The following is a 24,286-nucleotide window of genomic DNA, read 5'->3' as shown; positions in this document are numbered from 1 at the left end:
ATTCTCACAGGCTCAGCTCCGGGTGCAGGCGATCCATGGTCCACACCTGCCTGCGGCGCGCCGAGACGGCCGTCAGGGCGAGCGCGCCGGCGGTGAAGGCGGCCAGGACGGCGCAGCCCGTCCAGACCGGTTCGAGGCCGCCGCCGGTGATGAGCCGGCGCAGCGCCTCGACGACGTACGTCATCGGCAGGAAGGGGTGGATGGCGTTGAAGAACCCGGGGCTGGTCTGCACCGGGTAGGTGCCGCCGGCCGACGTCAGCTGGAGCATCAGCAGGGCGAGGACGAGGATCCGTCCGGCCGCGCCGAAGCGGGCGTTGAGCCACTGGATGATCGCCGCGAAGCAGCAGGTGACCAGCAGCAGGAAGGCCACCGTCCCGGCCGGGCGGGCCATCTCCAGGCCCAGGCCCGGTGCCCAGCGCAGGACGGACATCAGGGCGGCCACCTGGAGCACGCCGATCGCGGCCACCGGCAGCCAGCCGGCCAGCGCGATCCGCCAGGCGGAGGCACCGGCGGCGAGGGCACGGCGGTTGAGCGGCTGGATCAGCATGTACGCCACCATGGCGCCCACCCACAGGGACAGCGGGATGAAGTAGGGGGCGAAACCGGTGCCGTAGTTGGGCGCCTTGTGCAGCGACTGGGAGGCGAGCTTGACCGGGTCGGCCATCACCTCGGTGCGCTGGTCGCGGGCGTCCTTGTCGTAGTCGGGGATCTTGTCGACGCCGTCGTTGAGGCCGGTGGCCAGCTCGGTGGAACCGTCGGCGAGCTTGTACAGGCCGCTGTCGAGCTCCCCCGCGCCCTTCTTCAGCCTGCCGACCCCGCTGTCGAGTTCGGTGGAGCCGGACCGGGCGGTGGACAGACCGGTGTGCAGGGTGTCCGCGCCGGCGGCGACCTTGTGGGCGCCGGTGTTCAGCTCGTTGATCTTGCTCACGGCGTAGGCGAGGTCCGAGTCGAGGTCGGGCGCCCGCTTGGCCAGGGCGTCGGCCTTGGTCTGGAGGTCCTTGAGCTGCGCGTCCAGCTTCTTCAGGTCGCCGGTGCTGTCCGCGGCCAGGACGCCGATGTCGTCGGCGATCTTCGCCACGTCGGCGGACGCCACCTTCGCCCGCTGCATCTTGGGGCACAGCTCGGTGTCCGGCAGCGGCTTGTCCTCGCACTCCTCCTTGTGGATGGCGGCGATCTCGTCGGCCGCCACGTGCGCGCCGGACCGCAGGGTGGGCCCGGTCTTCACCACGAGGTCGAGGCTGTTGCGCATGCCCTGGGAGAAGTCCGAGACCAGGCGCGCGGAGTCGCCGATTTTCTTCCCGTTGTCCTTGAGGTACGGACGTACGTCGGCGGCCACGCCGTTGACCTTGTCGGCGAGCACCTGGGTGCCGCCGGCGACCTGCCGGGCGCCCGTCTCCAGGTCGGCCGCGCCGGAGTCGAGCTTCTTCAGGCCCCCGGCCAGCTCACCACTGCCCTTCTTGGCGTCGGTCAGACCGTCGGAGAGGTCCTTGGAGCCCTTCTTGGCCTTCGCGGCCCCGCTCTTGAGCTCGTCGGCCCCCTTGGCCGCCTTCTCGGTGGCGTCGTGGAGGTCGGAGAACTTGATGAAGATCTTGTCCAGGAACGACCGGGACGACTTGGTGGAGGCGGCCGTGCGGACCTCGGCGAACACCGTCCGCGATATCTGGCCCACGATGTAGTTGTTGGCGTCGTTGGTACGCACCTGGAGGGCGCCCGTCTCGGGCGTGTCGCCCGAGCTGGAGGCGATGCGCTCGCTGAGGTCGCGCGGCATGGTCAGCGACAGGTAGTACGTACCGTTCTCCACACCCTCGCGGGCCTGGGCGTCGCTCACCTCGTGCCACTCGAAGACCTTGCTCTCGCGCAGGTTCCTGGCGAGGTCGGCGCCCGCGGTGATCTTCTTGCCGTCCGCGGTGGCGCCCTTGTCCTCGTTGACCAGGGCGACGGGAAGCTTCTCGAGCCTGCCGTACGGGTCCCAGAAGGACCACAGGTACAGCGCGCCGTACAGCAGCGGCAGCAGCAGGATCGCCACGAGCGCGGCGCGCGGCAGCTTGCCCCTGCCGAACCGCTTCAGCTCAAGCGCGGCCAGTTTCGGCGAGCGCATCGGCTGCCCCCTTCTCGGTGTCGGTCTCGTCCGCGGTTCCGGTCCCGGTCCCGGTTTCCGTCTCGCTCGCGGTGGTGCGGATGGCGACGGTGCCGCCGGGTGCCTCGCTGCACACGGCCAGCACGGTCGTGCCGCCGTCGGCGATCGACCGGAGCAGGGCCCAGGCCTCGGCGCGGTCGGTGTCGGAGAGCTTGAGGTCCGCGTCGTCTATGGCCAGCAGGCGCGGTTCGCCGATCAGCGCGAGGGCGATCGACAGGCGCAGGGCCTCCAGCCGCTCCAGGTCCCGCACGGAGGTGCGGCCCGCCTTGGGCAGGGCGTCCAGGTCGAGTCCGGCGGCGCTCAGGGCCGCCTCGACGCGGGCGCGGGACGCGGCGGCGCGTTCGCGGCGCGGGCGCAGCAGGGCCAGTGGCGAGCCGTCGAACCGGCGCTGCAGCAGGGCACGCTCGCGCAGGTGCTCGGCGACCGTCAGGGCGGGGTCGAGGTCACTTACCCCTGGCACCGGGCCGAGCGCGCTGATCCGGCGTACGGCGGCCATCCTGCGCGGCAGCGCCAGCCCGCCGACCTCCGCGCGGCCCTCGGTGGGACGCATTCGGCCGGTCAGCGCGAGCAGCAGGCAGGTGCGCCCGGAGCCGGACGGCCCCTCGATCGTCACCAGTGAGCCGGGGCGGGCGTCCACCGCCACGCCGCGGAAGGACCAGCCGCGCGGTCCCTTCATGCCGAAGCCCTCGGCGACCAGCGCCGCCCCGTGCGGTTGCCGCCGGTCGTCGCCCGGCGCCGGAGTCCGTTCCTCGCCGGCGCCGCCGTTCTCCCCGTCACCGGTGCCGCCGTTCTCCCCGTCCCCGGCGCCGGTGTCGCCACCGGACGCGGTGTCGGTGCCGCCGGTGCCGGTGACGGCCGCGGGGCCGTCCTTCGCGCTTCCGCCCGCGGCGGCGTCCGTCTCCCGCTCGTCCGGGATCACCGGGTCGTCGTCCTGGCTGTCCACGAGCCCCCATTCCTTTGCACTGACCAGTCAGTTCAAAAACTACCCCGCTTCGTGGGTACAGGCAAAAGCACAGCTCAGGCCCGACTGTCAGTGGTGGCCTGCACGATGGGCCCATACGGCCGCAATTGCCGTCACCCGACGACTGGAGGTTCGTCATGGCCGGTACCCGCACGGCGGCGAGCGACATCCACCCCGTACTGCGCCGTGCCTCGGCGCCGCCCGCCGCCCTCGACCTTCTCGACCAGGCGCACGCGGCCCTGGAAGAGGCGAGCACCCTCGAGACCGCCAACGAGCGGTACGCCACCGCCCACCTCGCCGCCCTCCGGACCGCGGCCGCCGTGCTCGCCGTCCGCGGCCGGCCCGAGTCCACACCGCGCAAACGGCAGCAGATACGCAGCGCCTGGGACGTGCTCCCGGAGGTCGCCCCCGAGCTGACCGAGTGGAGCACCCTGTTCGCCGCCGGGGCCTCCCGCCGGGCACGCGCGGAAGCGGGCATACGGGGGGCGGCCACCCACCGCGACGCGGACGACCTGATCCGCGACGTGACCATGTTCCTCGGCCTGGTGGAGCGGCTGTTGGTGCCCGAACCGGTACTGCCGCGCCCCAGGCCCACGGAGGCCGGGACGGACCCCGCGGGCGGAGGGACCGGGCACGCCCCGTGAGGCCATAGGGTGGGGAGCGTTCGTAACCGTCACCGAGGAGTCAACTGCCGTGTCGGACCCGCAGCGCCCCCGCGCCTCCCTTCGTACCGCCGTGGTGTGGGACGTCCTGGAGGACGCCCTCGACCGCCGGGTCAAGGCGACCGGCAAGGACAGCCTGGACGTCCTCGACACCGGCGGCGGCAGCGGAAACTTCGCCGTGCCCGTCGCGCGGCTGGGCCACCGGGTCACGGTCGTCGACCCCAGCCCCAACGCGCTGTTCGCACTGGAGCGCCGCGCCGCCGAGGCCGGCGTCGCCGAGCGGGTCCAGGGCGTGCAGGGCGACATCCACGGCCTGTTCGACGTCGTCGAGCGCGGCGGGTACGACGCGGTTCTCTGCCACGGCGTCCTGGAGTACGTGGACGACCCCGCGGAGGGCGTGCGCAACGCCGTGGCGGCGCTGCGGCCCTCCGGCGCGCTCAGCCTCCTCGCGGCCGGACTCGGCGGCGCGGTCCTGGCCAGGGCGCTCGCCGGGCACTTCAGCGAGGCCCGCCGCGCCCTGACCGACCCGGACGGCCGCTGGGGCGAGGGAGACCCGGTCCCGCGGCGCTTCACCGCCGAGCAGCTCACCGAGGCCGTCGAGGCGGCGGGCGTGGAGGTCGGTGCCGTGCACGGGGTGCGCGTCTTCGCCGACCTGGTCCCCGGAGTGCTGGTCGACACCGAGCCCGGAGCGCTGGACGCGCTCCTCCAGCTGGAGGCCGCGGCGGCCGAGCTGCCCGCCTTCCGGTCGGTCGCCACCCAACTGCACGTGCTGGGCGAAAAGCGAGGCTGACGCGACCAGCGTGCTGATCAGCGGCGCAGCCGCAGATGGAGTACGCCACAGGCCCCCCGTTGGCGCCCGGATCCCCGTATGATCGAGGGACACCATCCGGCATGACGGATCGGAGGACGGGGAATCAACGCCTCACCACCCGAACCGGCATGGCGGTCCGATCGGTGAAAGGCACAGGGCGGGTTTCACGGGGGCGAATCCCTGCCTATCCTGAAAGGGCCGCATACCGGTCGCCCCCAGCGACCGACGACGAGGAGGACTCCGTGCCGCTCTCGGAGCACGAGCAGCGAATGCTCGAGCAGATGGAGCGAGCGCTGTACGCCGAAGATCCCAAGTTCGCGACAGCGCTCGAGGGAAGCGGGCTGCGTACACACACCCGGCGACGGGTCTACCAGGCAGTCGCAGGCTTCCTGGTGGGTATCGCGCTCCTCATGGCCGGAATGGTCGCTCAGCAGATCTGGATCAGCGTGGTGGGGTTCCTCGTCATGCTCGGCTGTGCGGTCCTCGCGGTCACCGGATGGCGCAAGGCGCCGAAACCGGGCGAGCAGCAGGCCGAAGGAGGCACGGCCCACGGCCGGCACCATCCCCGGCAGCGCCGCTCCATGATGGACCGGATCGAGCAGCGGTGGCAGCGTCGCCGCGACGAGCAGGGACACTGAGCGCACGGCCGCGAGGCCGCGCCACCATACGATGTACGAGTGAGGGGCGACCGCTTCGGGCGGTCGCCCCTCACCCGTACCCGTAAGCACCTAGCGCCCGGCCGCGCCGGACGGGACACCCCACGGCGCCACGTTCGGCCGCCGTCCCCCCCGGCCCCGGCCGGAACGTCTCCGCAGCTCGGCCACCCGCGGCGGGCGGCCCGTACACCTCCGGCCCCGGCCCCTGCGCCGCGCATCGCCGCGTCCGGGCCGCCTCCGCCCCCCGGTAGCCGGGCCGTTCGGGCCCGCCGCCCCGGCCGGAACGACGCGATCAGCACGCAGCGACCCCACCCACCCCCACCCCCCGCCGACCGGGCCCACCGTGGCGCATGCGAGAGGCCCCGGCCTTGTGGGCCGGGGCCTCTCGCGGGACAGATCCCCGGGGCCGGGGGCGGGTCAGCCGCGCTGCCGGGAGGGGCGGCGGACGGCGGAGGGCCAGCGGGCCACCAGACGGCGGCGCCGGTCGGCCCAGCGGCCGGTCGCCGTCGCCCACGCGTCCGTGACCGCCCACACCACCCGGACGGCCGAGCGCGGAGCGAACAGCGCCCGCAGCCGGCCCGTCCGGCCCACCGAAGCCGCCAGGGCCTCACGGATCCGGGCGGCGTCCTCGGCCAGTCCGGCAGTGGGGAGCGGCCGCGCGGCGTAGAGGACCTGCTCCACGGCACCGGCCACCCGGTGCACGGCGTCGGCCGGCGCTTCGTCCAGTTCGCCGAGCCGGACGATCCGCTCGGCCGTCCTCCGGGGCGTCTGCGACTCGTCCGGGGCGATGCCGTGATCCCACGCCGTGTCGATGATCTCCGCCCAGACGGCCAGCGTGCGGGCGGCCACCTCCTCGGGGCCCCGCCCGGCCGTACCGAGGCGCCGGGCCCGTACCCGTCTGCGCCACAGCAGCGGCAGGAGGGGGATCAGCACCACGGCCACGACGCCGGCGGCGACCAGCAGGACGGTGCCGAGCGGCGGTCCCGAGTCGGTGGGCGCCGCGGCGCCCTGCTCCTCGGGCTCACCGCACTCGCCCAGCCGCCGCGCCTGCGGCGGGCAGCTGTCCTGTGCGGACGGCTGCGCGGACGGCACGGCCGCGGCGCTCGCCTCCGGCTCCGGCGGCGCGCTCGGCTGGTTCGCCGGGGCCTCCGGCCGGGTGTACTCGGGCACCGAGCCGCGCGTCGGCGTGGGCTCGAACCGGGTCCACCCCACGCCCTCGAAGTACAGCTCGGGCCACGCGTGGGCGTCGCGGATGCCGACCGACATGACGCCGCCCGACTGCGGAGCCCCCGGGGTGAAGCCGACCGCGACCCGCGCCGGAATGCCCAGCGTGCGGGCCATCGCCGCCATCGAGAACGAGAAGTGGACGCAGAACCCCTCCTTGTTCTTGAGGAACTGCGAGATGGCCGCGGCGCCCGTCCCCGACGACACCTCGGTGTCGTAGCGGAAGCCGCCCTCCACCGCGAACCAGTCCTGGAGCTTCACGGCCCGCTCGTAGTCGTTCGTCGCGCCCCGGGTGACCCGGGCCGCGGTCGACCTGACGTCCGCCGGCAGGGACGAGGGCAGCCGCGTGTACTCGCGCACGAGGGCCGCCGGGGCGTCCGGGGCGTCGGCCAGCTGCCGCCGGGTCGGGTTCACGATCAGACTGGTCACCCTGTACTGGACGCCCTTGGTGGTCTGGCCCTTGTCACCGACGAGCGTGCGCCCGGCCGACTCGTACCGCCAGCGTCCCTCGGTCTCGACGCCCGTCGCGGGATAGGGCATCGGCAGCCACACCTGCGCGTACGAGTCGGACGCCGAGATGCTCGTGGTGATCTCGGTGGTGCCCACCTCTCCGCTCAGCCCGTTGGGCTGCGGGAAACGGTCGGGCACGTCGCCGATGGGCCGCTCGGTGAGCTTCCAGGACTCGCCGTCGAAGTCGTCGAGCGACGTCAGGCGCAGGTACAGCTGCGACGTCTCCGTGGCGTTGGTGCGGTAGCTCAGCACCTCGCGGTCCTCGGGCTGGGTCAGGTTGTCCTGGAGGGACACCAGCGGGTTGACCGCGGTGATCATGCCTCCGCCCGTTCCGCCCGAGGGGCCGGTGCCGCTCAGCAGCCCGCCGCCGAGCGACGGCAGCACCGCCGGCACGGCCAGCGCGATGCCCAGGGCCACCACACCGATCCGCCGTCCGGTCCGCACCGGGGCCAGCGGCCCGCCGCGCGGCGGGCCGTCGGGCCGTCCCGCGCCCCGGCCGCCCCGGGCCGTGCCCGCGCCGCCGAACACGCGGCCCCACTGCGACAGCCGGTCGCGGCCCTCCGCCAGCAGGAGCACCAGGTAGCCGGAGGCGGCCAGCAGGAACCACAGCCAGCTCGCCCCGCCGCCCGACAGCCCGGCGGCGACCGAGTACAGCGCCAGCAGCGGCAGACCCGCCGGAGCGGCGCTGCGGAACGTCACCGCCAGTACGTCGACCAGCAGCCCGATCACCAGCACGCCACCTACCAGCATCAGCCGGATGCCGTCCGTGGCGGGCGCGGGTATCGCGTACTGCCCCACGTCGTCCGCGCCGGCGGTCAGCAGCAGACCGAACCGCTGGACGGCGTCCGGCCCCGGAAGGAGGCCGGCCACCGCGTGGTCCCGCGCGAACACGACCGTCAGCGCCACCACGGCCACCACGGCCTGCACCGACACGGTCAGCGCCCGTGCCGACGACCACCGCCGCACCAGCGCGCCCGCGCCGCTCTGCACCGCCAGGAGCACCGCCGCCTGGACGATCCAGGTCGCCGGATCGACCAGCGGCAGCAGGGCGCCCGCCGCCATCAGCGTGGCGGCGAAGGCGCACAGCGCCAGCCTCCCGCGACCGCTCATGACCAACCCCCCGAAACCCCGGTCATCCCACTCGTACCGTCACCCGTCGCACCCTGCGTCGCAGGGGCCCGGCCCGCGTGCCGCCACAGTTCGGAGAGCGACGCCCCCGGTGGTACGGCCACCGCGGTCCACCCCGCGTCGCGCAGCCGCCGCAGCCTGTCCTCCACGGCGCCGGGCACGGCGCCTCCGGTCAGCCAGGTTCCGCTGTCGAGGACGAAGGCGACGGCGGCGCCGCTGCGCTGCCGCATCCGGGCGGCCACCGCGGCCTGCTCCTCGTCCAGGTCGCCGACGAAGGCGACCAGCAGTCCCTCGTTCCCGCCGCTCAGCAGGTCGTACGCGCGCGAGAGCCCCGCTCCGTCGGAGTGGTCGACCACCGCGAGCGCGTCCAGCATCATCCCCGCCGCCTCGGCGGAGTCCTGGGCGGAGCCGGTGATGCCGTCCGGGCCGTCGCCGGGCAGCGGGCTGCCCTCGTCGGTGAGCAGCCGGACGGTGAAGCCCTGTTCCAGCATGTGCACCACCACCGAGGCGGCGCCGGACACCGCCCACTCGAAGGCGGAGTCCGGTCCGGAGCCCTGGTAGCCCGCCTCACGGGTGTCCAGCAGGACCGTGCACCTGGCCCGCTGCGGCTGCTCCTCGCGGCGCACCATCAGCTCGCCGTACTTGGCGGTGGACCGCCAGTGCACCCGCCGCAGGTCGTCGCCGTAGCGGTACTCGCGGGGGATGAGGTCGTCCTCGCCGGCCAGCGCCAGCGACCGCTGGCGCCCCTCGCCGTACCCCGTCGCCTCGCCCGGCAGCCGCCCGGGCGGCAGCGGCTCGGTGCGCGGGATGACGGTGAGCATGTCGTAGGCGCTGAACGAACGGGTCAGCTCGCACATCCCGAAGGGGTCGCTCAGGCGCAGCTGGAGCGGCCCGAGGGGGTAGCGCCCCCGCAGGTCCGACCGCACCCGGTAGGACACCTCGCGGCGCCCGCCGGCCTCGACCCGGTCCAGCACGAACCGCGGCCGCGGCCCCAGCACGTACGGCACGTGGTCCTGGAGCATCAGCAGCCCCGTGGGCAGCCGCGAGACGTTCTCCATGCGCAGGTGCACGCGCGCCTCGGCGCCGGCCGGCACCCGCTGCGGCGACAGCCGCCGGCTGCCGGCCACCTGGTAGCGGGTGCGGTACAGCACCAGCACGCACACCAGCGGCAGGACGGCGAGCAGCAGCCCCACGCGCAGCAGGTCGCCCTGCCCCAGTACGTAGGCGCAGACCGCCGCGGCGACGCCGGCCGCCAGGAAGGACCGGCCGCGTGTGGTGAGGCCGCCGAGGGCGGCCCGTACCCCGCCCGTGGTGTCGCCGTCGTCCCGGCCGGCGGACCCCCCGGCCGCCATCACAGCCGCCGTGCGCCGGGCTGCTGCTGGCCGTACAGCGGGGCGCCGTTGCCCGGGCCGCCCGGGGCCTGGCCGCCGGGCATCCGGCCGCCGGACAGCGGGGAGCCGTGCATGCGGCCGCCGTGCGGCGGGGCCGCGGGCGGGGCGGCGGTCGGCACCGGGGTGCGCTGGAGGATGTCCCGCACGACTTGCTCGGAGGTGCGCCGGTTCATCTGGGCCTGGGCGGTGGGCAGCAGCCGGTGCGCCAGGACCGCGACGGCCAGTGCCTGGACGTCGTCCGGGAGCGCGTAGTCGCGGCCGCTGAGCGCGGCGGACGCCTTCGCGGCGCGCAGCAGGTGCAGGGTGGCGCGCGGCGAGGCGCCGAGTCTGAGGTCCGGGTGGGTGCGGGTGGCTGCGACGAGCTCCACGGCGTACCGCCGGACCGCCTCGGAGACGTGCACCCCGCGCACGGCGTCGATCAGCTTCACGATGTCGTGGGCGTGCGCCACGGGCTGGAGGTCGTCCAGCGGCGACACGCCGCCGTGGACGTCGAGCATCTGCAGCTCGGCCTCGGCGCTGGGGTAACCGATCGACACACGGGCCATGAACCGGTCGCGCTGGGCCTCGGGCAGCGGGTACGTGCCCTCCATCTCGACCGGGTTCTGGGTGGCGACCACCATGAAGGGGCTGGGCAGTTCGTAGCTCTGCCCGTCCATGGTGACCTGGCGCTCCTCCATCGACTCCAGCAGCGCCGACTGGGTCTTCGGCGAGGCGCGGTTGATCTCGTCGCCGATCACTATCTGCGCGAAGATCGCGCCGGGCTTGAACTCGAACTCGCGCCGCTGCTGGTCGTAGATCGAGACACCGGTGATGTCCGACGGCAGCAGGTCGGGCGTGAACTGGATACGCCGCACGGAGCAGTCGATGGACCGGGCCAGCGCCTTGGCCAGCATGGTCTTGCCGACGCCGGGGACATCCTCGATCAGGAGGTGTCCCTCGGCGAGCAGCACGGTCAGCGAAAGCCGTACGACCTCGGGCTTGCCCTCGATCACACCCTCCACCGACCGGCGGACCCGTTCCGCTGTGGTGGTCAGATCTGTGAGGCTCGCTCGATCGTCATAGGTCGTCACACGGCCCTCCTCGGCCCGTTCCATGGGCCGTGCGCGACTGCCGGCACGGTCCACCCTTGAAACACGGACACCGTCTCCGAACCATTCAGGAGTGGTGTCACCCCCGCATTCTTGTTGCCGTTGCCCGTAGGTGTCACCCGGCTGTGGACAACCGTGTGCGATTTGTCGGGAACAGCACGATCCGGGTGGGTGTCCCGTGCCGGAAAACCTCAGGAAGCCGGGAGGATCTCACGCAGGAGTCCGGTCTTCACGTCGAAGACGAACCCGCGGATGTCGTCGGTGTGCAACAGGAACGGCGAGGTCCGCACCCGCTGCATGGACTGCCGCACGTCCTGGTCGACGTCCCGGAAGGACTCCACCGCCCAGGCCGGCCGCTGGCCGACCTCCTGCTCCAGCTCGTGGCGGAAGTCCTCGGTGAGGGACTCCAGGCCGCAGCCCGTGTGGTGCACCAGCACCACACTGCGCGTGCCCAGGGCCCGCTGGCTGATGGTGAGCGAACGGATCACGTCGTCCGTGACGACGCCACCCGCGTTGCGGATCGTGTGGCAGTCACCCAGCTCCAGGCCGAGCGCCGCGTGCAGGTCGAGCCGGGCGTCCATACAGGCGACGACGGCGACGCGCAGCACGGGGCGGGCGTCCATGCCGGGGTCCGTGAAGTCGGCGGCGTAACGACGGTTGGCCTCGACGAGACGGTCCGTGACCGTGCCGCCGTCGGCTATCGGGGTCGGCGAGGGGTGCGCGGATGCGGAAGTCGACATGGCTAAGACGTTAATGGTCACGGGCCCGTACGGCTCGCTGTGAGAGGGGACAAAGAACATCAACGCGCCTTGTTGTGAGGTAACCCACAGGGGCGAGCGAAAGGCCGCCGATGAGGTGACTCGTCCTTGATCGTCCGCTTCCGCGGCCGCCCCGCGCGACGCGCTGCCCGGTTGATTGACCGGGCGGGGGAGTGGACTAAAGTGACGCGAAGTTCACGGAGACATCGAGCGAATCCCAGCGAATCCGCAGTTTCTCCCCCGCGTGTGCGGCGGTACGTACGGCTCGGCCTCCTCCCGCTCGCCGGTCGGCCGACGCCTCCCCGGCGCCGGCGGACCTCCCCTTCCTGAGCGGGCGGGGACCCGGCAGTACGTACGCCGCGCCGAATCTGAGAGGGCGCATGAGCGAGCGCAGCGAGGGTCGCGCATGAACGAGACCCGACACGTCCCGGTGATGCTCCAGCGGTGCCTGGACATGCTGGCACCCGCGCTGGGGCGACCGGGTGCGGTGGTCGTCGACTGCACCCTGGGCCTCGGCGGCCACAGCGAGGCGCTGCTGACCCGCTTCCCCGAGGCCCGGCTGATCGCGCTCGACCGGGACAAGGAGGCGCTGCGGCTCTCGGGCGAGCGCCTCGCCCCCTTCGGCGACCGCGCGACCCTCGTGCACGCCGTGTACGACGAGCTGCCCGGCGTCCTGGACCGGCTCGGCGTCCCGCGCGTGCAGGGCGTCCTGTTCGATCTCGGCGTCTCCTCCATGCAGCTCGACGAGGCCGACCGCGGCTTCGCCTACGCCCAGGACGCCCCGCTCGACATGCGGATGGACCAGACGACCGGCATCAGCGCGGCCGAGGTCCTCAACACCTACCCGCCCGGCGAACTGGTCCGCATCCTGCGCCAGTACGGCGAGGAGAAGCAGGCCAAGCGGATCGTGGCGGCGGTCGTACGGGAACGGGAGAAGGAACCGTTCACCAACAGCGCCCGCCTCGTGGAGCTGATCCGCGACGCGCTGCCGCAGGCCGCCAAGCGGACCGGCGGCAACCCCGCCAAGCGGACCTTCCAGGCCCTGCGCATCGAGGTCAACGGCGAGCTGACCGTCCTGGAGCGGGCCGTACCAGCCGCGGTGAAGGCGCTCGCGGTCGGCGGCCGGATCGCCGTCCTGTCCTACCACTCGCTGGAGGACCGGCTGGTCAAGCAGGTCTTCGCGGCCGGCGCCACCAGCACGGCCCCGCCCGGGCTGCCCGTCGTGCCCGAGCGCTACCAGCCGAAGCTCAAGCTCCTGACCCGCGGTGCCGAACTTCCCACGGAGGAGGAGGTCGCCGAGAACCGCCGTGCGGCCCCCGCCAGGCTCCGGGGCGCCGAGCGGATCAGGGAGGAGGACCTGTGAGCGGCGGGCCCGACGGCACGCACGCGTAGCGCGGGCGACGTGGACCACGAGGACGACGGCGGGGCGAACCGGGAGGACAGGTGACCAAGGCGGGACCGCTGAAGGGGCGGGCGGCGCGGCTCGCGCGGCTCATGCCCTCCGGGCCGAGCACCGCGGCCCGTACCCCCTTCGTCCTGCTGGTCGTCCTGCTCCTGGGCGGCGGCCTGATCACCCTCCTGCTGCTCAACTCCTCCCTCAACGAGGGCTCCTTCCGGCTCAGCGAGCTGAAGAAGCGGACCACCGAACTGACCGACGAGGAGCAGGAGCTCCAGCGGGACGTGGACGACCGCTCCGCCCCCGACGCCCTCGAACGCCGCGCCCGCGAGCTCGGCATGGTGCCCGGTGGCAGCCCCGCCTTCCTGGGGCCCGACGGCACGGTCCGGGGCGTACCCAGCAAGGCGACGGCCGAGCCCGCCCCGCCCACCGCCCCGACGACGCCCGGCAGGTGACGCAGTGCCCCCCGCCCAGCCCCCACGCCGCCGCGTTCCGGCCCCCGCCCGTCCCGCCGCCCGGCCCCCGCGCCGGCCGGCCCGCCGGCCCGCCCGCGCGGGCACCATCCGGCTGGGCAGCCCGCGGCCCCGGCTGAGGCTGGTCAGCCTCGGCCTGACGCTCGTCATGCTGGCGTTCGTCGTGCGCCTCCTCCAGGTCCAGGCGGTCGACGCCGACGCGTACGCGGCCAAGGCGGAGAAGAACCGGTACCAGGAGTACACGCTGTCCGCCGAGCGCGGCGAGATCACCGACCGTGCCGGCATCGCCCTGGCCACCAGCGTCGACGCGTACGACATCACCGCCGACCCGAAGATGTTCACACCCGCGGAGAGCAAGGCCCCCGACGCCCCGGAGCAGGCCGCCGCGCTCCTCGCGCCGATCCTCGGCAAGGACCCCGCCGAACTGGTCGCCAAGCTCAAGGCGCCCAAGTCCCGCTACGCGCTGCTGGCCCGCCGCCAGACCCCGCAGGTCTGGAACCAGATCAAGGACCTGAAGAACGTCTTCGCCGAGAAGGCCCGCTCCGAAAAGGGCACCGGCGGCACCGGCGTCAGCGTCCTCGCCGGCATCTTCACCGAGCCCAGCAGCAAGCGCGTGTACCCCAACGGCACCCTCGCCGCCGGGATACTGGGTTACGTCAACGCCGACGGCCGCGGTGGCGGCGGCCTGGAGTCCATGCTCGACAAGGAGCTGGCCGGCAAGGACGGCAAGATCAAGTACGCCCAGTCCGGCGGCCGCCGGGTGCCCACCGCCGGCGCCCGCGAGACCCCCGCCGTCCCCGGCTCCGACATCGAGCTGACCATCGACCGCGACATCCAGTGGGCCGCCCAGCAGGCCATCACCCAGCAGGTGGAGGAGTCCGCGGCGGACCGCGGCTACGTGATAGTGCAGAACGCCCGGACCGGCGAGATCCTCGCCATGGCCAACGCGCCCGGCTTCGACCCCAACGACCTCTCCGAGGCCAACTCCGCCGCCATGGGCAACGCCGCCCTCCAGGACGCCTACGAACCCGGCTCCACCGCCAAGGTCATCTCGATGGCCGCCGTCCTGGAGGAGGGCGCCGCCACGCCGTCCACCCACGTCGTCGTGCCCAACCGGCTCCACCGGGGCGACCGGCTGTTCAAGGACGACATCGACCACCCCACCTGGTACCTGACGCTCAACGGCGTCCTGGCCAAGTCCAGCAACATCGGCACCATCCTCGCCACCGGCCAGCTGGGCCCCACCCAGGCCCAGGCCAACCGGGTCCTCCACTCCTACCTGCGCAAGTTCGGCCTCGGCCGCCCCAGTGGCCTCGGCTACCCCGGCGAGACCTCCGGCATCCTGGCCAAGCCGCAGGACTGGTCCACCTCGCAGCAGTACACGATCCCCTTCGGCCAGGGACTGTCCATCAACGCCATGCAGGCGGCGTCCGTCTACTCGACGATCGCCAACGGCGGCGTACGCATCCAGCCCACCCTCGTACGCGGCACCAAGGGACCCGACGGCCGCTTCACCCCCGCGCCCGCGCCCGAGCGGACCAGGGTCGTCAGCGAGAAGACCGCCAAGACCCTGGCCGCCATGCTCGAATCGGTCGTCGACGACCGCGAGGGCACCGGGACCAAGGCCGCCATCCCCGGCTACCGCGTCGCCGGCAAGACCGGAACCGCCAACCGCGTCGACCCCCAACTCGGCCGCTACAAGGGCTACACCGCCTCGTTCGCGGGCTTCGCGCCCGCCGACGACCCGCAGATCACGGTCTACTGCGCCATCCAGAACCCCACCAGGGGCAGCTATTTCGGCGGCCAGATCTGCGGCCCCATCCACAAGAAGGTCATGGAGTTCGCCCTCAAGACCCTGCAAGTCGCACCCACCGGCAAACCAGCACCCCGCATGCCGGTCACGTTCAAACCCGGCGAGTGAGCCGGCGGGAGCAACCAGTGACGACCACCACCCCCACCCCCGGCGAGCGGTCCGGCGACCACGCTGCCCAGGCGCCCTCATTTAGCCCGATCACGGGTGCGCCCGGTACGCTCACCGCCGTGCCACACGCTGATCAGTCCCGAACCACCCCGACGGACACCCCCGCGAAACGTCCCGGGGCACCCCGACCGGCCCAGGCCCGCCCCACACCCCTGGGCGAGCTGGCGACCCGGCTGGGCAGCCCCGCGCCGGGCGGCGCGGAGGTGACCGGCATCACCCACGACTCCCGGGCCGTGCGCCCCGGAGACGTGTACGCGGCCCTCCCCGGCTCCCGCATGCACGGCGCCGACTTCGCCGGCCAGGCCGCCGACCTCGGGGCCGTCGCGATCCTCACCGACCCCTCCGGCGCCGAACGCGCCGCGACGACCGGCCTGCCGGTCCTGGTCACCGAGGACCCGCGCGGCCGGATGGGCGAGCTCGCAGCCGACATCTACGGCCGGCCGGGCAACGACCTGCTGCAGATCGGCATCACCGGCACCTCGGGCAAGACGACCACCGCCTACCTGGTCGAGGGCGGCCTCCGGGCCGCCGGCCGCCCGACCGGGCTCATCGGCACCGTCGAGATGCGCATCGGGGACGAGCGCATCAAGTCCGAGCGGACCACCCCGGAAGCCACCGACCTCCAGGCCCTGTTCGCGGTGATGCGCGAACGCGGCGTCGAGGCGGTCGCCATGGAGGTCTCCAGCCACGCCCTCGTGCTCGGCCGGGTCGACGGCTGCGTCTTCGACGTCGCCGTCTTCAACAACCTCAGCCCGGAGCACATGGAGTTCCACTCCGACATGGAGGACTACTTCCAGGCGAAGGCGCAGCTGTTCACCCCGCGCCGCAGCCGGCTCGGAGTGGTCAACCACGACGACGAGTACGGCAGGAGGCTGGCGAAGGAGGCGACCGTCCCCGTCGTCACCTTCTCCGCCGAGGGCCACCCCGACGCCGACTGGCGCGCCGAGGACGTCCACGTCGGCGCCCTGGGCAGCACGTTCACCATCCTCGGGCCCAAGGGCGAGCGGGTCCGCGCCAAGGCCCCGCTGCCGGGCACGTTCAACGTCGCCAACGCACTCGCCGCGGTGGTGACCCTGGCCGTGGCCGGGATCGACCCCCAGACCGCCGCCGACGGTGTCGCCGCCGTCCCCGGCGTCCCCGGCCGCCTGGAGCGCGTCGACGCCGGCCAGGACTACCTCGCGGTCGTCGACTACGCCCACAAGACGGACGCCGTGGAATCGGTCCTGCGCGCCCTGCGCAAGGTCACCGAGGGCCGGCTGCACGTCGTCCTCGGCTGCGGCGGCGACCGGGACGTCACCAAGCGCGGCCCCATGGGCGCCGCGGCCGCCCGGCTCGCCGACACCGCCGTACTGACCTCCGACAACCCCCGTTCCGAGGACCCCCTCGCGATCCTCGCCACCATGCTCGCCGGCGCCGCCGAGGTGCCGGTCCACGAACGCGGCGAGGTCGCCGTGTTCGAGGACCGGGCCGCCGCGATCGCCGCCGCCGTGGCGCGCGCCCGGCCCGGTGACACCGTGCTGGTCGCCGGCAAGGGCCACGAGCAGGGCCAGGACATCGCGGGAGTGGTCCGCCCCTTCGACGACCGCCAGGTCCTTCGCGAAGCAATCCAGAACAGTCAGGGATGAAGTAGTGATCGCCCTCTCCCTCGCCGAGATCGCCGAAATCGTCGGCGGGCAGTCGCACGACATACCGGATCCGGCCATCCAGGTCACCGGGCCCGTCGTCATCGACTCCCGCCAGGTCGGGCCCGGCTCCCTCTTCGCCGCCTTCGCCGGTGAGAACGTCGACGGCCACGACTACGCGCACCGCGCCATGGAGGCGGGAGCGGTGGCCGTGCTGGCCACCCGCCCGCTCGGGGTGCCCGCCGTCGTCGTGGACGACGTCCGGACGGCCCTCGGCGCGCTCGCCCGCGTGGTCGTCGGACGCCTGGGCACCAAGGTCGTGGCGCTGACCGGCTCGGCCGGCAAGACCAGCACCAAGGACCTGATCGCCCAGGTGCTCCAGCGCAAGGGCCCCACCGTCTGGACGCCCGGCTCCCTCAACAACGAGATCGGCCTGCCCCTCACCGCCCTGCGCGCGGAGAAGGACACCGAGCACCTCGTCCTGGAGATGGGAGCGCGCGGAATCGGCCACATCCGCTACCTCACCGAGCTGACCCCGCCGCGGATCGGGCTCGTCCTGAACGTGGGCAGCGCCCACATCGGCGAGTTCGGCGGCCGGGAGCAGATCGCCCAGGCCAAGGGCGAGCTGGTGGAGGCCCTGCCGTCCGCCGAGGACGGCGGCATCGCGGTGCTGAACGCCGACGACCCCCTCGTACGGGCCATGGAGAAGCGCACCCACGCGCGCGTGACGCTCTTCGGCGAGGCCGAGGAAGCCGCCGTACGTGCCGAGAATGTCCGGCTCACAGAGACCGGACAGCCCTCTTTCAGGCTTCACACACCCACCGGGTGCAGTGACGTGACCTTGCGCCTGTACGGTGAGCACCACGTGTCGAACGCGCTCGCCGCGGCCGCCGTCGCCCATGAGCTGGGCATGTCCGTCGACGAGATCGCCACCGCGCTCTCCGAGGCGGGCTCCCTCTCCCGCTGGCGCATGGAGGTCACCGAGCGTCCGGACGGTGTGACGATCGTCAACGACGCCTACAACGCGAACCCGGAGTCCATGCGAGCCGCCCTGCGCGCGCTCGCGGCCATGGGCCAGGCAGCACAGGCCAAGGGGGGCCGTACGTGGGCGGTGCTCGGTCAGATGGCCGAGCTGGGGGACGAGGCGCTCGCCGAGCACGACGCGGTCGGACGGCTCGCCGTCCGGCTCAACGTCAGCAAGCTCGTCGCAGTCGGGGGCAGGGAAGCGTCCTGGCTGCAACTGGGCGCATATAACGAGGGTTCGTGGGGTGAGGAGTCGGTGCACGTGTCCGACGCGCGGGCGGCGATCGACCTGTTGCGCAGTGAATTGCGCCCGGGAGACGTCGTGCTGGTGAAGGCATCAAGGTCGGTCGGGCTCGAGCGGATCGCCCAGGCACTGCTCGAGAACTCCACCGAGGGCGAGGTCACCGGCCGATGAGGCAGATCCTCTTCGCGGGAGCCATCGGGCTCTTCCTGACCCTGATCGGTACGCCGCTGCTGATCAAGCTTCTGGCCCGCAAGGGATACGGGCAGTTCATCCGGGACGACGGCCCGCGTACGCACGGCAGCAAGAAGGGCACGCCCACCATGGGCGGTATCTCCTTCATCCTGGCCACGCTCATCGCGTACGCGCTGGCCAAGGTCATCACCGGTGAGGACCCGACCTACTCCGGCGTCCTGGTGCTGTTCCTGATGGCGGGCATGGGCCTCGTCGGCTTCCTCGACGACTACATCAAGATCGTCAAGCAGCGGTCGCTCGGTCTGCGGGCCAAGGCGAAGATGGCCGGCCAGCTCATCGTCGGCATCGCGTTCGCCGTCCTGGCGCTGCAGTTCGCCGACAGCCGCGGCCAGACCCCCGCCTCCACCAAGCTCTCCTTCATCACCGACTTCGGCTGGTCCATCGGCCCGGTGCTGTTCGTGGTCTGGGCGCTGTTCATGATCCTGGCCATGTCGAACGGCGTGAACCTCACGGACGGTCTCGACGGCCTCGCGACCGGCGCCTCGGTGATGGTCTTCGGCGCGTACACCTTCATCGGGCTGTGGCAGTTCCAGGAGTCGTGCGCCAACGCCGGCACCCTGACCAACCCCAACGCCTGCTTCGAGGTGCGGGACCCGCTGGACCTCGCCGTCGTCGCCTCCGCCCTGATGGGCGCCTGCTTCGGCTTCCTGTGGTGGAACACCTCACCCGCCAAGATCTTCATGGGCGACACCGGTTCGCTCGCCCTCGGCGGCGCGCTCGCGGGTCTGGCGATCTGCTCCCGCACCGAGCTGCTGCTGGCTCTCCTGGGCGGCCTGTTCGTCCTGATCACCATGTCCGTGGTCATCCAGGTCGGCTCGTTCAAGATGACCGGCAAGCGGGTCTTCCGGATGGCGCCGCTGCAGCACCACTTCGAACTCAAGGGCTGGTCCGAGGTCCTCGTGGTGGTCCGTTTCTGGATCATCCAGGGCATGTGCGTCATCGTCGGACTCGGCCTCTTCTACGCGGGATGGGCAGCCGACAAGTGAGTACCTCCTGGCAGGGCAAGAACGTCACCGTCGCCGGCCTGGGCGTGAGCGGCATCCCCGCCGCCCGCGTCCTGCACGGCCTGGGCGCGCGGGTCACGGTCGTCAACGACGGCGACGACGAACGCTCACGGGCGCAGGCGGCGCAGCTGGAGGCGGAGGGCGTCACCGTCCGCCTCGGCGACGGGGACACCCTGCCGGAGGGCACCGAACTGGTCGTCACCACCCCCGGCTGGCACCCCGGAAAGCCGCTGTTCGCCGCGGCCGCCGAAGCGGGCGTGGAGATCTGGGGCGACGTCGAGCTGGCGTGGCGCCTGCGCGGCCCCGGCGCGGCGCCGTGGCTCGCGGTCACCGGCACCAACGGCAAGACCACGACGGTGCGGATGCTCGCCGCCATCCTGGAGGCGGCGGGCCTGCGGACCGCCGCCGTCGGCAACATCGGCGTCTCCCTGCTGGACGCGGTCCTCGGCGAGGAGGAGTACGACGTCCTCGCCGTCGAACTGTCCAGCTACCAGCTGCACTGGGCACCCTCCCTGCGCGCCCACTCCGCCGCCGTCCTCAACCTCGCGCCCGACCACCTCGACTGGCACGGCTCCATGCAGGCGTACGCCGCCGACAAGGGCCGCATCTACGAGGGCAACCAGGTCGCCTGCGTGTACAACGCCGCGGACCAGGCCACCGAGGACCTGGTGCGCGAGGCCGACGTCGAGGAGGGCTGCCGCGCCATCGGCTTCACCCTCGGCACGCCCGGCCCCTCGCAGGTGGGGATCGTGGACGACCTCCTGGTCGACCGGGCGTTCGTGGAGAACCGGCAGAAGCAGGCGCAGGAGCTGGCCCAGATCTCCGACGTCGACCCGCCCGCCCCGCACAACATCGCCAACGCCCTCGCCGCGGCGGCCCTCGCCCGCGCCTTCGGCGTCCCGGCCACCGCCGTACGCGACGGCCTGCGGGCCTTCCGGCCCGACCCGCACCGCATCGAGCTGGTCGAGGAGATCGGCGGCGTCCGGTACGTCGACGACTCCAAGGCCACCAACACGCACGCCGCCGAGGCGTCGCTGGCGGCGTACGACCCGATCGTCTGGATCGCCGGCGGCCTCGCCAAGGGCGCCACCTTCGACGAGCTGGTCGCCTCCGCGGCGAAGCGGCTGCGCGGCGTCGTGCTCATGGGCGCCGACCGGGCCCTGATCAGGGAAGCCCTCGCGCGACACGCCCCCGAGGTACCGGTCGTCGACCTCGACCGGACCGACACTGGGGCGATGTCGGCGGCGGTCGGGGAAGCGGCGGCGCTCGCCCGGCCCGGGGACACGGTCCTGCTCGCCCCGGCCTGCGCCTCGATGGACATGTTCGTCAACTACAACAAGCGGGGCGAGGCGTTCGCGGACGCGGTCCGCGCGCTCGCCGCCGAGCGCGCCTGACAGCCACCAGGTCCGGCCGCGCCGGGCACGACTGGAGGGGACTGCGACCATGCCGGCCGACCACGCCGCCGCGTACGCACCGCACCGCGCGGGCCTCGTCGCGGCCCTCGCCGCCGGCCTCGCCCTGCGCGGCCGGACCGCGGGGCTGCGGCGGCCCCCCGCCGCCCGCAGGACGCCCGTGCGCGGCCGCAGGGTTCCCGCGCCCCGCCCCCCGCGCGGGAGCGGGGTACGCGGGCTCTACGAGCGGGCCCGGAGGGCCTGGGACCGCCCTCTGACCGCGTACTACGTGATCCTCGGCGCCAGCCTGCTGATCACCGTCCTGGGCCTCGTGATGGTCTACTCGGCGTCGCAGATCAAGGCGCTGGAGCTGTCGCTGTCCGACACGTACTTCTTCCGCAAGCAGTTCCTGGCCGCCGCCATCGGCACCGGGCTGCTGCTGTTCGCCTCCCGGGTGCCGGCCAAGCTGCACCGGGCGCTCGCCTATCCGCTGCTCGTGGGCACCGTCTTCCTGATGGTGCTCGTGCAGATCCCCGGGATAGGGCACTCCGTCAACGGCAACCAGAACTGGATCTACCTCGGCGGCCCCTTCCAGCTCCAGCCCAGCGAGTTCGGGAAGCTCGCACTGATCCTGTGGGGCGCGGACCTGCTCGCGCGCAAGCAGGACAAGCGGCTGCTGACGCAGTGGAAGCACCTGCTGGTGCCGCTCGTCCCCGTCGCCTTCATGCTGCTCGGGCTGATCATGCTCGGCGGGGACATGGGAACGGCGATCATCCTCACCGCCATCCTCTTCGGCCTGCTCTGGCTGGCCGGTGCGCCCACCAGGATGTTCGTGGGGGTGCTGGCCGTCGCGGCGGCGATCGGCGTGACGCTGATCCGGACCAGCGAGAACCGGATGGCGCGGCTCGCCTGCATCGGCGCGACCGAGCCGGGCCCGGGGGACTCGTGCTGGCAGGCCGTGCACGGGATCTATGCTCTGGCGTCGGGCGGCTGGTTCGGTTCGGGACTGGGGGCGAGTGTGGAAAAATGGGGCCAACTCCCCGAACCTCACACCGACTTCATCTTCGCCATCACCGGGGAGGAACTGGGGCTGGCGGGGACGCTGTCGGTACTCGCCCTGTTCGCGGCTCTAGGCTATGCGGGTATCCGCGTGGCCGGACGCACGGAGGACCCCTTCGTGAGGTATGCCGCGGGAGGCGTGACCACCTGGATCACGGCGCAGGCCGTGGTCAACATCGGTGCGGTGCTCGGTCTGCTGCCGATCGCCGGTGTCCCGCTCCCGCTGTTCTCCTACGGGGGTTCCGCCCTGCTGCCGACCATGTTCGCCGTCGGTCTGCTCATCGCCTTCGCGCGAGAGGAGCCCGCGGCGAAGGCGGCCCTGGCCATGCGACAGCCTGGTCGAGGCGCAAAGGCCGGGGTGAGTTGGAAGTCGATGCGACGGCGCGTCAAGAAGCGTCCGTCCGGAGAGCGGTGAATTTCGGTGCATGTCGTACTCGCCGGTGGGGGGACCGCCGGCCACATCGAGCCCGCGCTCGCCCTCGCGGACGCCCTGCGCAGGCAGGACCCGACCGTGGGGATCACGGCCCTCGGCACGGAGCGGGGTCTGGAGACCCGTCTCGTACCGGAGCGGGGCTACGAGCTGGCGCTCATCCCCGCCGTCCCGTTGCCGCGCAAGCCCACACCCGAGCTGATCACCGTCCCGGGGCGGCTGCGCGGCACCATCAAGGCCGCCGAGCAGATCCTGGAACACACCAAGGCCGACTGCGTCGTCGGCTTCGGCGGCTACGTGGCCCTGCCCGGCTACCTGGCCGCCAAGCGGCTCGGCGTGCCGATCGTGGTCCACGAGGCCAACGCCCGGCCCGGTCTGGCCAACAAGATCGGTTCGCGGTACGCGGCCGGGGTCGCCGTCGCCACGCCCGACAGCAAGCTCCGCAACGCCCGCTACATCGGCATCCCGCTGCGGTACACCATCGCCACCCTCGACCGCGCCCGGGTCCGCCCGGAGGCGCGTGCCGCGTTCGGCCTCGACCCCAACCTGCCGACGCTGCTGGTCTCCGGCGGCTCGCAGGGCGCCCGCAGGCTCAACGAGGTGATCCAGCAGGTCGCCCCGGTCCTCCAGCGCTCCGGCATCCAGATCCTGCACGCGGTCGGCCCCAAGAACGAACTGCCGCACGTCGACAACATGCCCGGTATGCCGCCGTACATCCCGGTACCGTACGTGGACCGGATGGACCTCGCGTACGCGGCGGCCGACATGATGCTGTGCCGGGCGGGCGCGATGACCGTCGCCGAGCTCTCCGCCGTCGGGCTGCCCGCCGCGTACGTACCGCTGCCGATCGGCAACGGCGAACAGCGGCTCAACGCCCAGCCGGTGGTCAAGGCGGGCGGCGGCCTGCTGGTCGACGACGCCGAGCTGACGCCCGAGTGGGTCCAGGGCAACGTGCTCCCGGTGCTCTCCGACCCGCACCGGCTGTACGAGATGTCCCGCGCCGCCGCCGAGTTCGGCCGCCGGGACGCCGACGACCTGCTCGTCGGCATGGTCTACGAGGCGATCGCGGCACGCCACAGGGCGTGAGAAGGCAGGGAGCATGGCCGGCCCGACGACGACCACCGAGCGCGGCGCGCCGGGCCCGCGGGGCCCCAAGGGGGCCGGATCCAAGGGTGCCGGGTCCGGGCGGCCGCTCGCGGCCCGGCCCCTGCTCCGGTGGCGTCCGGGGCCCGGTGGCGGCCGCCGGGCGCTGCCCGGCCCGCGTGCCGTGCTCCTGCTCGCGGCCGCGCTGCTCCTCGTCCTGGGCGGCGTCTGGCTCTTCTACGGCTCCGCCTGGCTGCGGGTCGGGCAGGTCACCGCGTCCGGTACGCGGGTGCTGACGCCCGCGCAGGTCAAGGCGGCCGCCGCGGTGCCGGTCGGAGCGCCCCTGGCGTCGGTCGACACGGACGAGATCGAGGGGCGGCTGCTGCGCGCCCTGCCGCGCGTCGAGTCGGTGGAGGCCGTCCGGTCCTGGCCGGACGGGATCGCCCTCACGGTGGTCGAGCGCACGCCGGTCCTCCTCGTCGAGAAGGGCGGGAAGTTCACCGAAGTGGACGCGGCGGGTGTGCGTTACGCCACGGTCGACGCGGCCAGGGTGCCCAAGGGCGTACCGCTACTGGAGCTGACGGCGGACCAGTCGCCCAGTCTGCGCCGTTTCGGGACGGGCCGGCTGACCGCGGAGGCGGTCCGGGTGGCCGGCGACCTGCCGGCGCGGGTGGCCGCAGCCGCCAAGGTCCTCCGGGTCCGCTCGTACGACTCCATCACCCTGGAGCTGACGGGCGGCCGGACCGTGGTGTGGGGCAGTGGTGAGGACGGCGAGGCGAAAGCGCGTACGCTCACCGCACTGATGAAAGCGGCGCCCAAAGCGGGGCACTTCGACGTGAGTGCGCCGACCGCCCCTGCGGCGTCGCGGAGTTGACGCACATATGCGCTGGCCAGCACCCTGGTTGGTCAGCGCTATGGGTGATCACATAGGGTGAAAAGAAAAACGGGAGGTTCGGCGTGTTCGTTGAACGTGCGCCACTTGTCGACTTAGTGTCCTGTTCG

General features: G+C 72.9%; 19 protein-coding genes. 13 read left to right on the top strand and 6 right to left on the bottom strand.

Annotated elements, in window-relative coordinates; all coding sequences use genetic code 11:
* Positions 1–4 precede the first annotated feature (4 nt).
* Both A4V12_RS24970 and A4V12_RS24965 read right to left on the bottom strand, forming a co-directional pair.
* Entirely contained in the window at positions 5–2,098 is a 2,094-nt protein-coding gene (locus A4V12_RS24970; protein WP_064071659.1) for a YhgE/Pip family protein, read from the bottom strand.
* A complete protein-coding gene (locus A4V12_RS24965; RefSeq protein ID WP_064071703.1) occupies positions 2,070–2,813 on the bottom strand; it encodes an ATP-binding cassette domain-containing protein in 744 nt (247 codons plus the stop codon). Before A4V12_RS24965 ends, A4V12_RS24970 begins: the two co-directional genes overlap by 29 nt.
* 422 nt (positions 2,814–3,235) lie before the next feature.
* On the opposite strand from A4V12_RS24965, the gene A4V12_RS24960 reads away from it, so the two are divergent.
* The 3 genes from A4V12_RS24960 to A4V12_RS24950 all read left to right on the top strand — a co-directional run bounded on the left by A4V12_RS24960 (position 3,236) and on the right by A4V12_RS24950 (position 5,209).
* A complete protein-coding gene (locus tag A4V12_RS24960) occupies positions 3,236–3,742 on the top strand; it encodes an SAV_6107 family HEPN domain-containing protein (protein ID WP_064071658.1) in 507 nt (168 codons plus the stop codon).
* Positions 3,743–3,791: 49 nt separating this feature from the next.
* Positions 3,792–4,550: a methyltransferase gene (locus tag A4V12_RS24955; protein ID WP_064071657.1), complete on the top strand. Its 759-nt coding sequence runs from the start codon at positions 3,792–3,794 to the stop codon at positions 4,548–4,550.
* Positions 4,551–4,813: 263 nt separating this feature from the next.
* Positions 4,814–5,209: a DUF3040 domain-containing protein gene (locus A4V12_RS24950; protein WP_064071656.1), complete on the top strand. Its 396-nt coding sequence runs from the start codon at positions 4,814–4,816 to the stop codon at positions 5,207–5,209.
* A gap of 435 nt (positions 5,210–5,644) precedes the next feature.
* Here A4V12_RS24950 and A4V12_RS24945 read toward each other — a convergent pair whose 3' ends face one another.
* The 4 genes from A4V12_RS24945 to A4V12_RS24930 form a co-directional block, all read right to left on the bottom strand.
* Positions 5,645–8,071 carry a transglutaminaseTgpA domain-containing protein gene (locus A4V12_RS24945; RefSeq protein ID WP_064071655.1) on the bottom strand — a complete coding sequence of 809 codons (2,427 nt, stop codon included), beginning with the start codon at positions 8,069–8,071 and terminating at the stop codon, positions 5,645–5,647.
* Entirely contained in the window at positions 8,068–9,441 is a 1,374-nt protein-coding gene (locus tag A4V12_RS24940; RefSeq protein WP_064071654.1) for a DUF58 domain-containing protein, read from the bottom strand. Before A4V12_RS24940 ends, A4V12_RS24945 begins: the two co-directional genes overlap by 4 nt.
* Positions 9,441–10,550, bottom strand: coding sequence for an AAA family ATPase (locus A4V12_RS24935; RefSeq protein ID WP_064071702.1), 1,110 nt, complete (start codon positions 10,548–10,550; stop codon positions 9,441–9,443). The genes A4V12_RS24940 and A4V12_RS24935 overlap by 1 nt, the downstream gene beginning before the upstream one ends.
* 209 nt (positions 10,551–10,759) lie before the next feature.
* Positions 10,760–11,308, bottom strand: a complete 549-nt coding sequence (locus A4V12_RS24930; RefSeq protein ID WP_064071653.1) for a beta-class carbonic anhydrase — start codon at positions 11,306–11,308, stop codon at positions 10,760–10,762.
* Positions 11,309–11,732: 424 nt separating this feature from the next.
* Here A4V12_RS24930 and rsmH point away from each other — a divergent pair, with 424 nt between their 5' ends.
* From rsmH to A4V12_RS24880, 10 genes are all read left to right on the top strand, one after another.
* Positions 11,733–12,689, top strand: coding sequence for a 16S rRNA (cytosine(1402)-N(4))-methyltransferase RsmH (rsmH, locus tag A4V12_RS24925; protein WP_064071652.1), 957 nt, complete (start codon positions 11,733–11,735; stop codon positions 12,687–12,689).
* 80 nt (positions 12,690–12,769) lie between these two features.
* Positions 12,770–13,177, top strand: coding sequence for an FtsB family cell division protein (locus A4V12_RS24920; RefSeq protein WP_079137316.1), 408 nt, complete (start codon positions 12,770–12,772; stop codon positions 13,175–13,177).
* Positions 13,178–13,181: 4 nt separating this feature from the next.
* The gene (locus A4V12_RS24915) at positions 13,182–15,116 is read left to right on the top strand and encodes a peptidoglycan D,D-transpeptidase FtsI family protein (protein WP_064071651.1); all 1,935 of its coding nucleotides are present in this window, start codon (positions 13,182–13,184) and stop codon (positions 15,114–15,116) included.
* A gap of 17 nt (positions 15,117–15,133) precedes the next feature.
* Positions 15,134–16,801 (top strand): UDP-N-acetylmuramoyl-L-alanyl-D-glutamate--2,6-diaminopimelate ligase, encoded by a 1,668-nt coding sequence (locus tag A4V12_RS24910; protein ID WP_079137315.1) that lies wholly within the window; start codon positions 15,134–15,136, stop codon positions 16,799–16,801.
* A gap of 4 nt (positions 16,802–16,805) precedes the next feature.
* Positions 16,806–18,236 (top strand): UDP-N-acetylmuramoyl-tripeptide--D-alanyl-D-alanine ligase, encoded by a 1,431-nt coding sequence (locus A4V12_RS24905; protein ID WP_064071649.1) that lies wholly within the window; start codon positions 16,806–16,808, stop codon positions 18,234–18,236.
* On the top strand, positions 18,233–19,303 hold the full coding sequence (gene mraY, locus A4V12_RS24900; protein ID WP_064071648.1) for a phospho-N-acetylmuramoyl-pentapeptide-transferase: 1,071 nt from the start codon (positions 18,233–18,235) through the stop codon (positions 19,301–19,303). The genes A4V12_RS24905 and mraY overlap by 4 nt, the downstream gene beginning before the upstream one ends.
* Positions 19,285–20,715: a UDP-N-acetylmuramoyl-L-alanine--D-glutamate ligase gene (murD, locus tag A4V12_RS24895; protein WP_064071647.1), complete on the top strand. Its 1,431-nt coding sequence runs from the start codon at positions 19,285–19,287 to the stop codon at positions 20,713–20,715. Before mraY ends, murD begins: the two co-directional genes overlap by 19 nt.
* Before the next feature lie 49 nt (positions 20,716–20,764).
* Positions 20,765–22,186 carry a putative lipid II flippase FtsW gene (gene ftsW, locus A4V12_RS24890; RefSeq protein WP_064071646.1) on the top strand — a complete coding sequence of 474 codons (1,422 nt, stop codon included), beginning with the start codon at positions 20,765–20,767 and terminating at the stop codon, positions 22,184–22,186.
* Positions 22,187–22,192: 6 nt separating this feature from the next.
* A complete protein-coding gene (gene murG / locus A4V12_RS24885; protein WP_064071645.1) occupies positions 22,193–23,287 on the top strand; it encodes an undecaprenyldiphospho-muramoylpentapeptide beta-N-acetylglucosaminyltransferase in 1,095 nt (364 codons plus the stop codon).
* 13 nt (positions 23,288–23,300) lie between these two features.
* Positions 23,301–24,158, top strand: coding sequence for a cell division protein FtsQ/DivIB (locus A4V12_RS24880; RefSeq protein ID WP_064071644.1), 858 nt, complete (start codon positions 23,301–23,303; stop codon positions 24,156–24,158).
* Positions 24,159–24,286 lie beyond the last annotated feature (128 nt).

Source organism: Streptomyces noursei (assembly GCF_001646665.1).
Lineage (GTDB): Bacteria > Actinomycetota > Actinomycetes > Streptomycetales > Streptomycetaceae > Streptomyces > Streptomyces lavendulocolor.
This window is presented reverse-complemented; position numbering and strand designations above follow the sequence as displayed.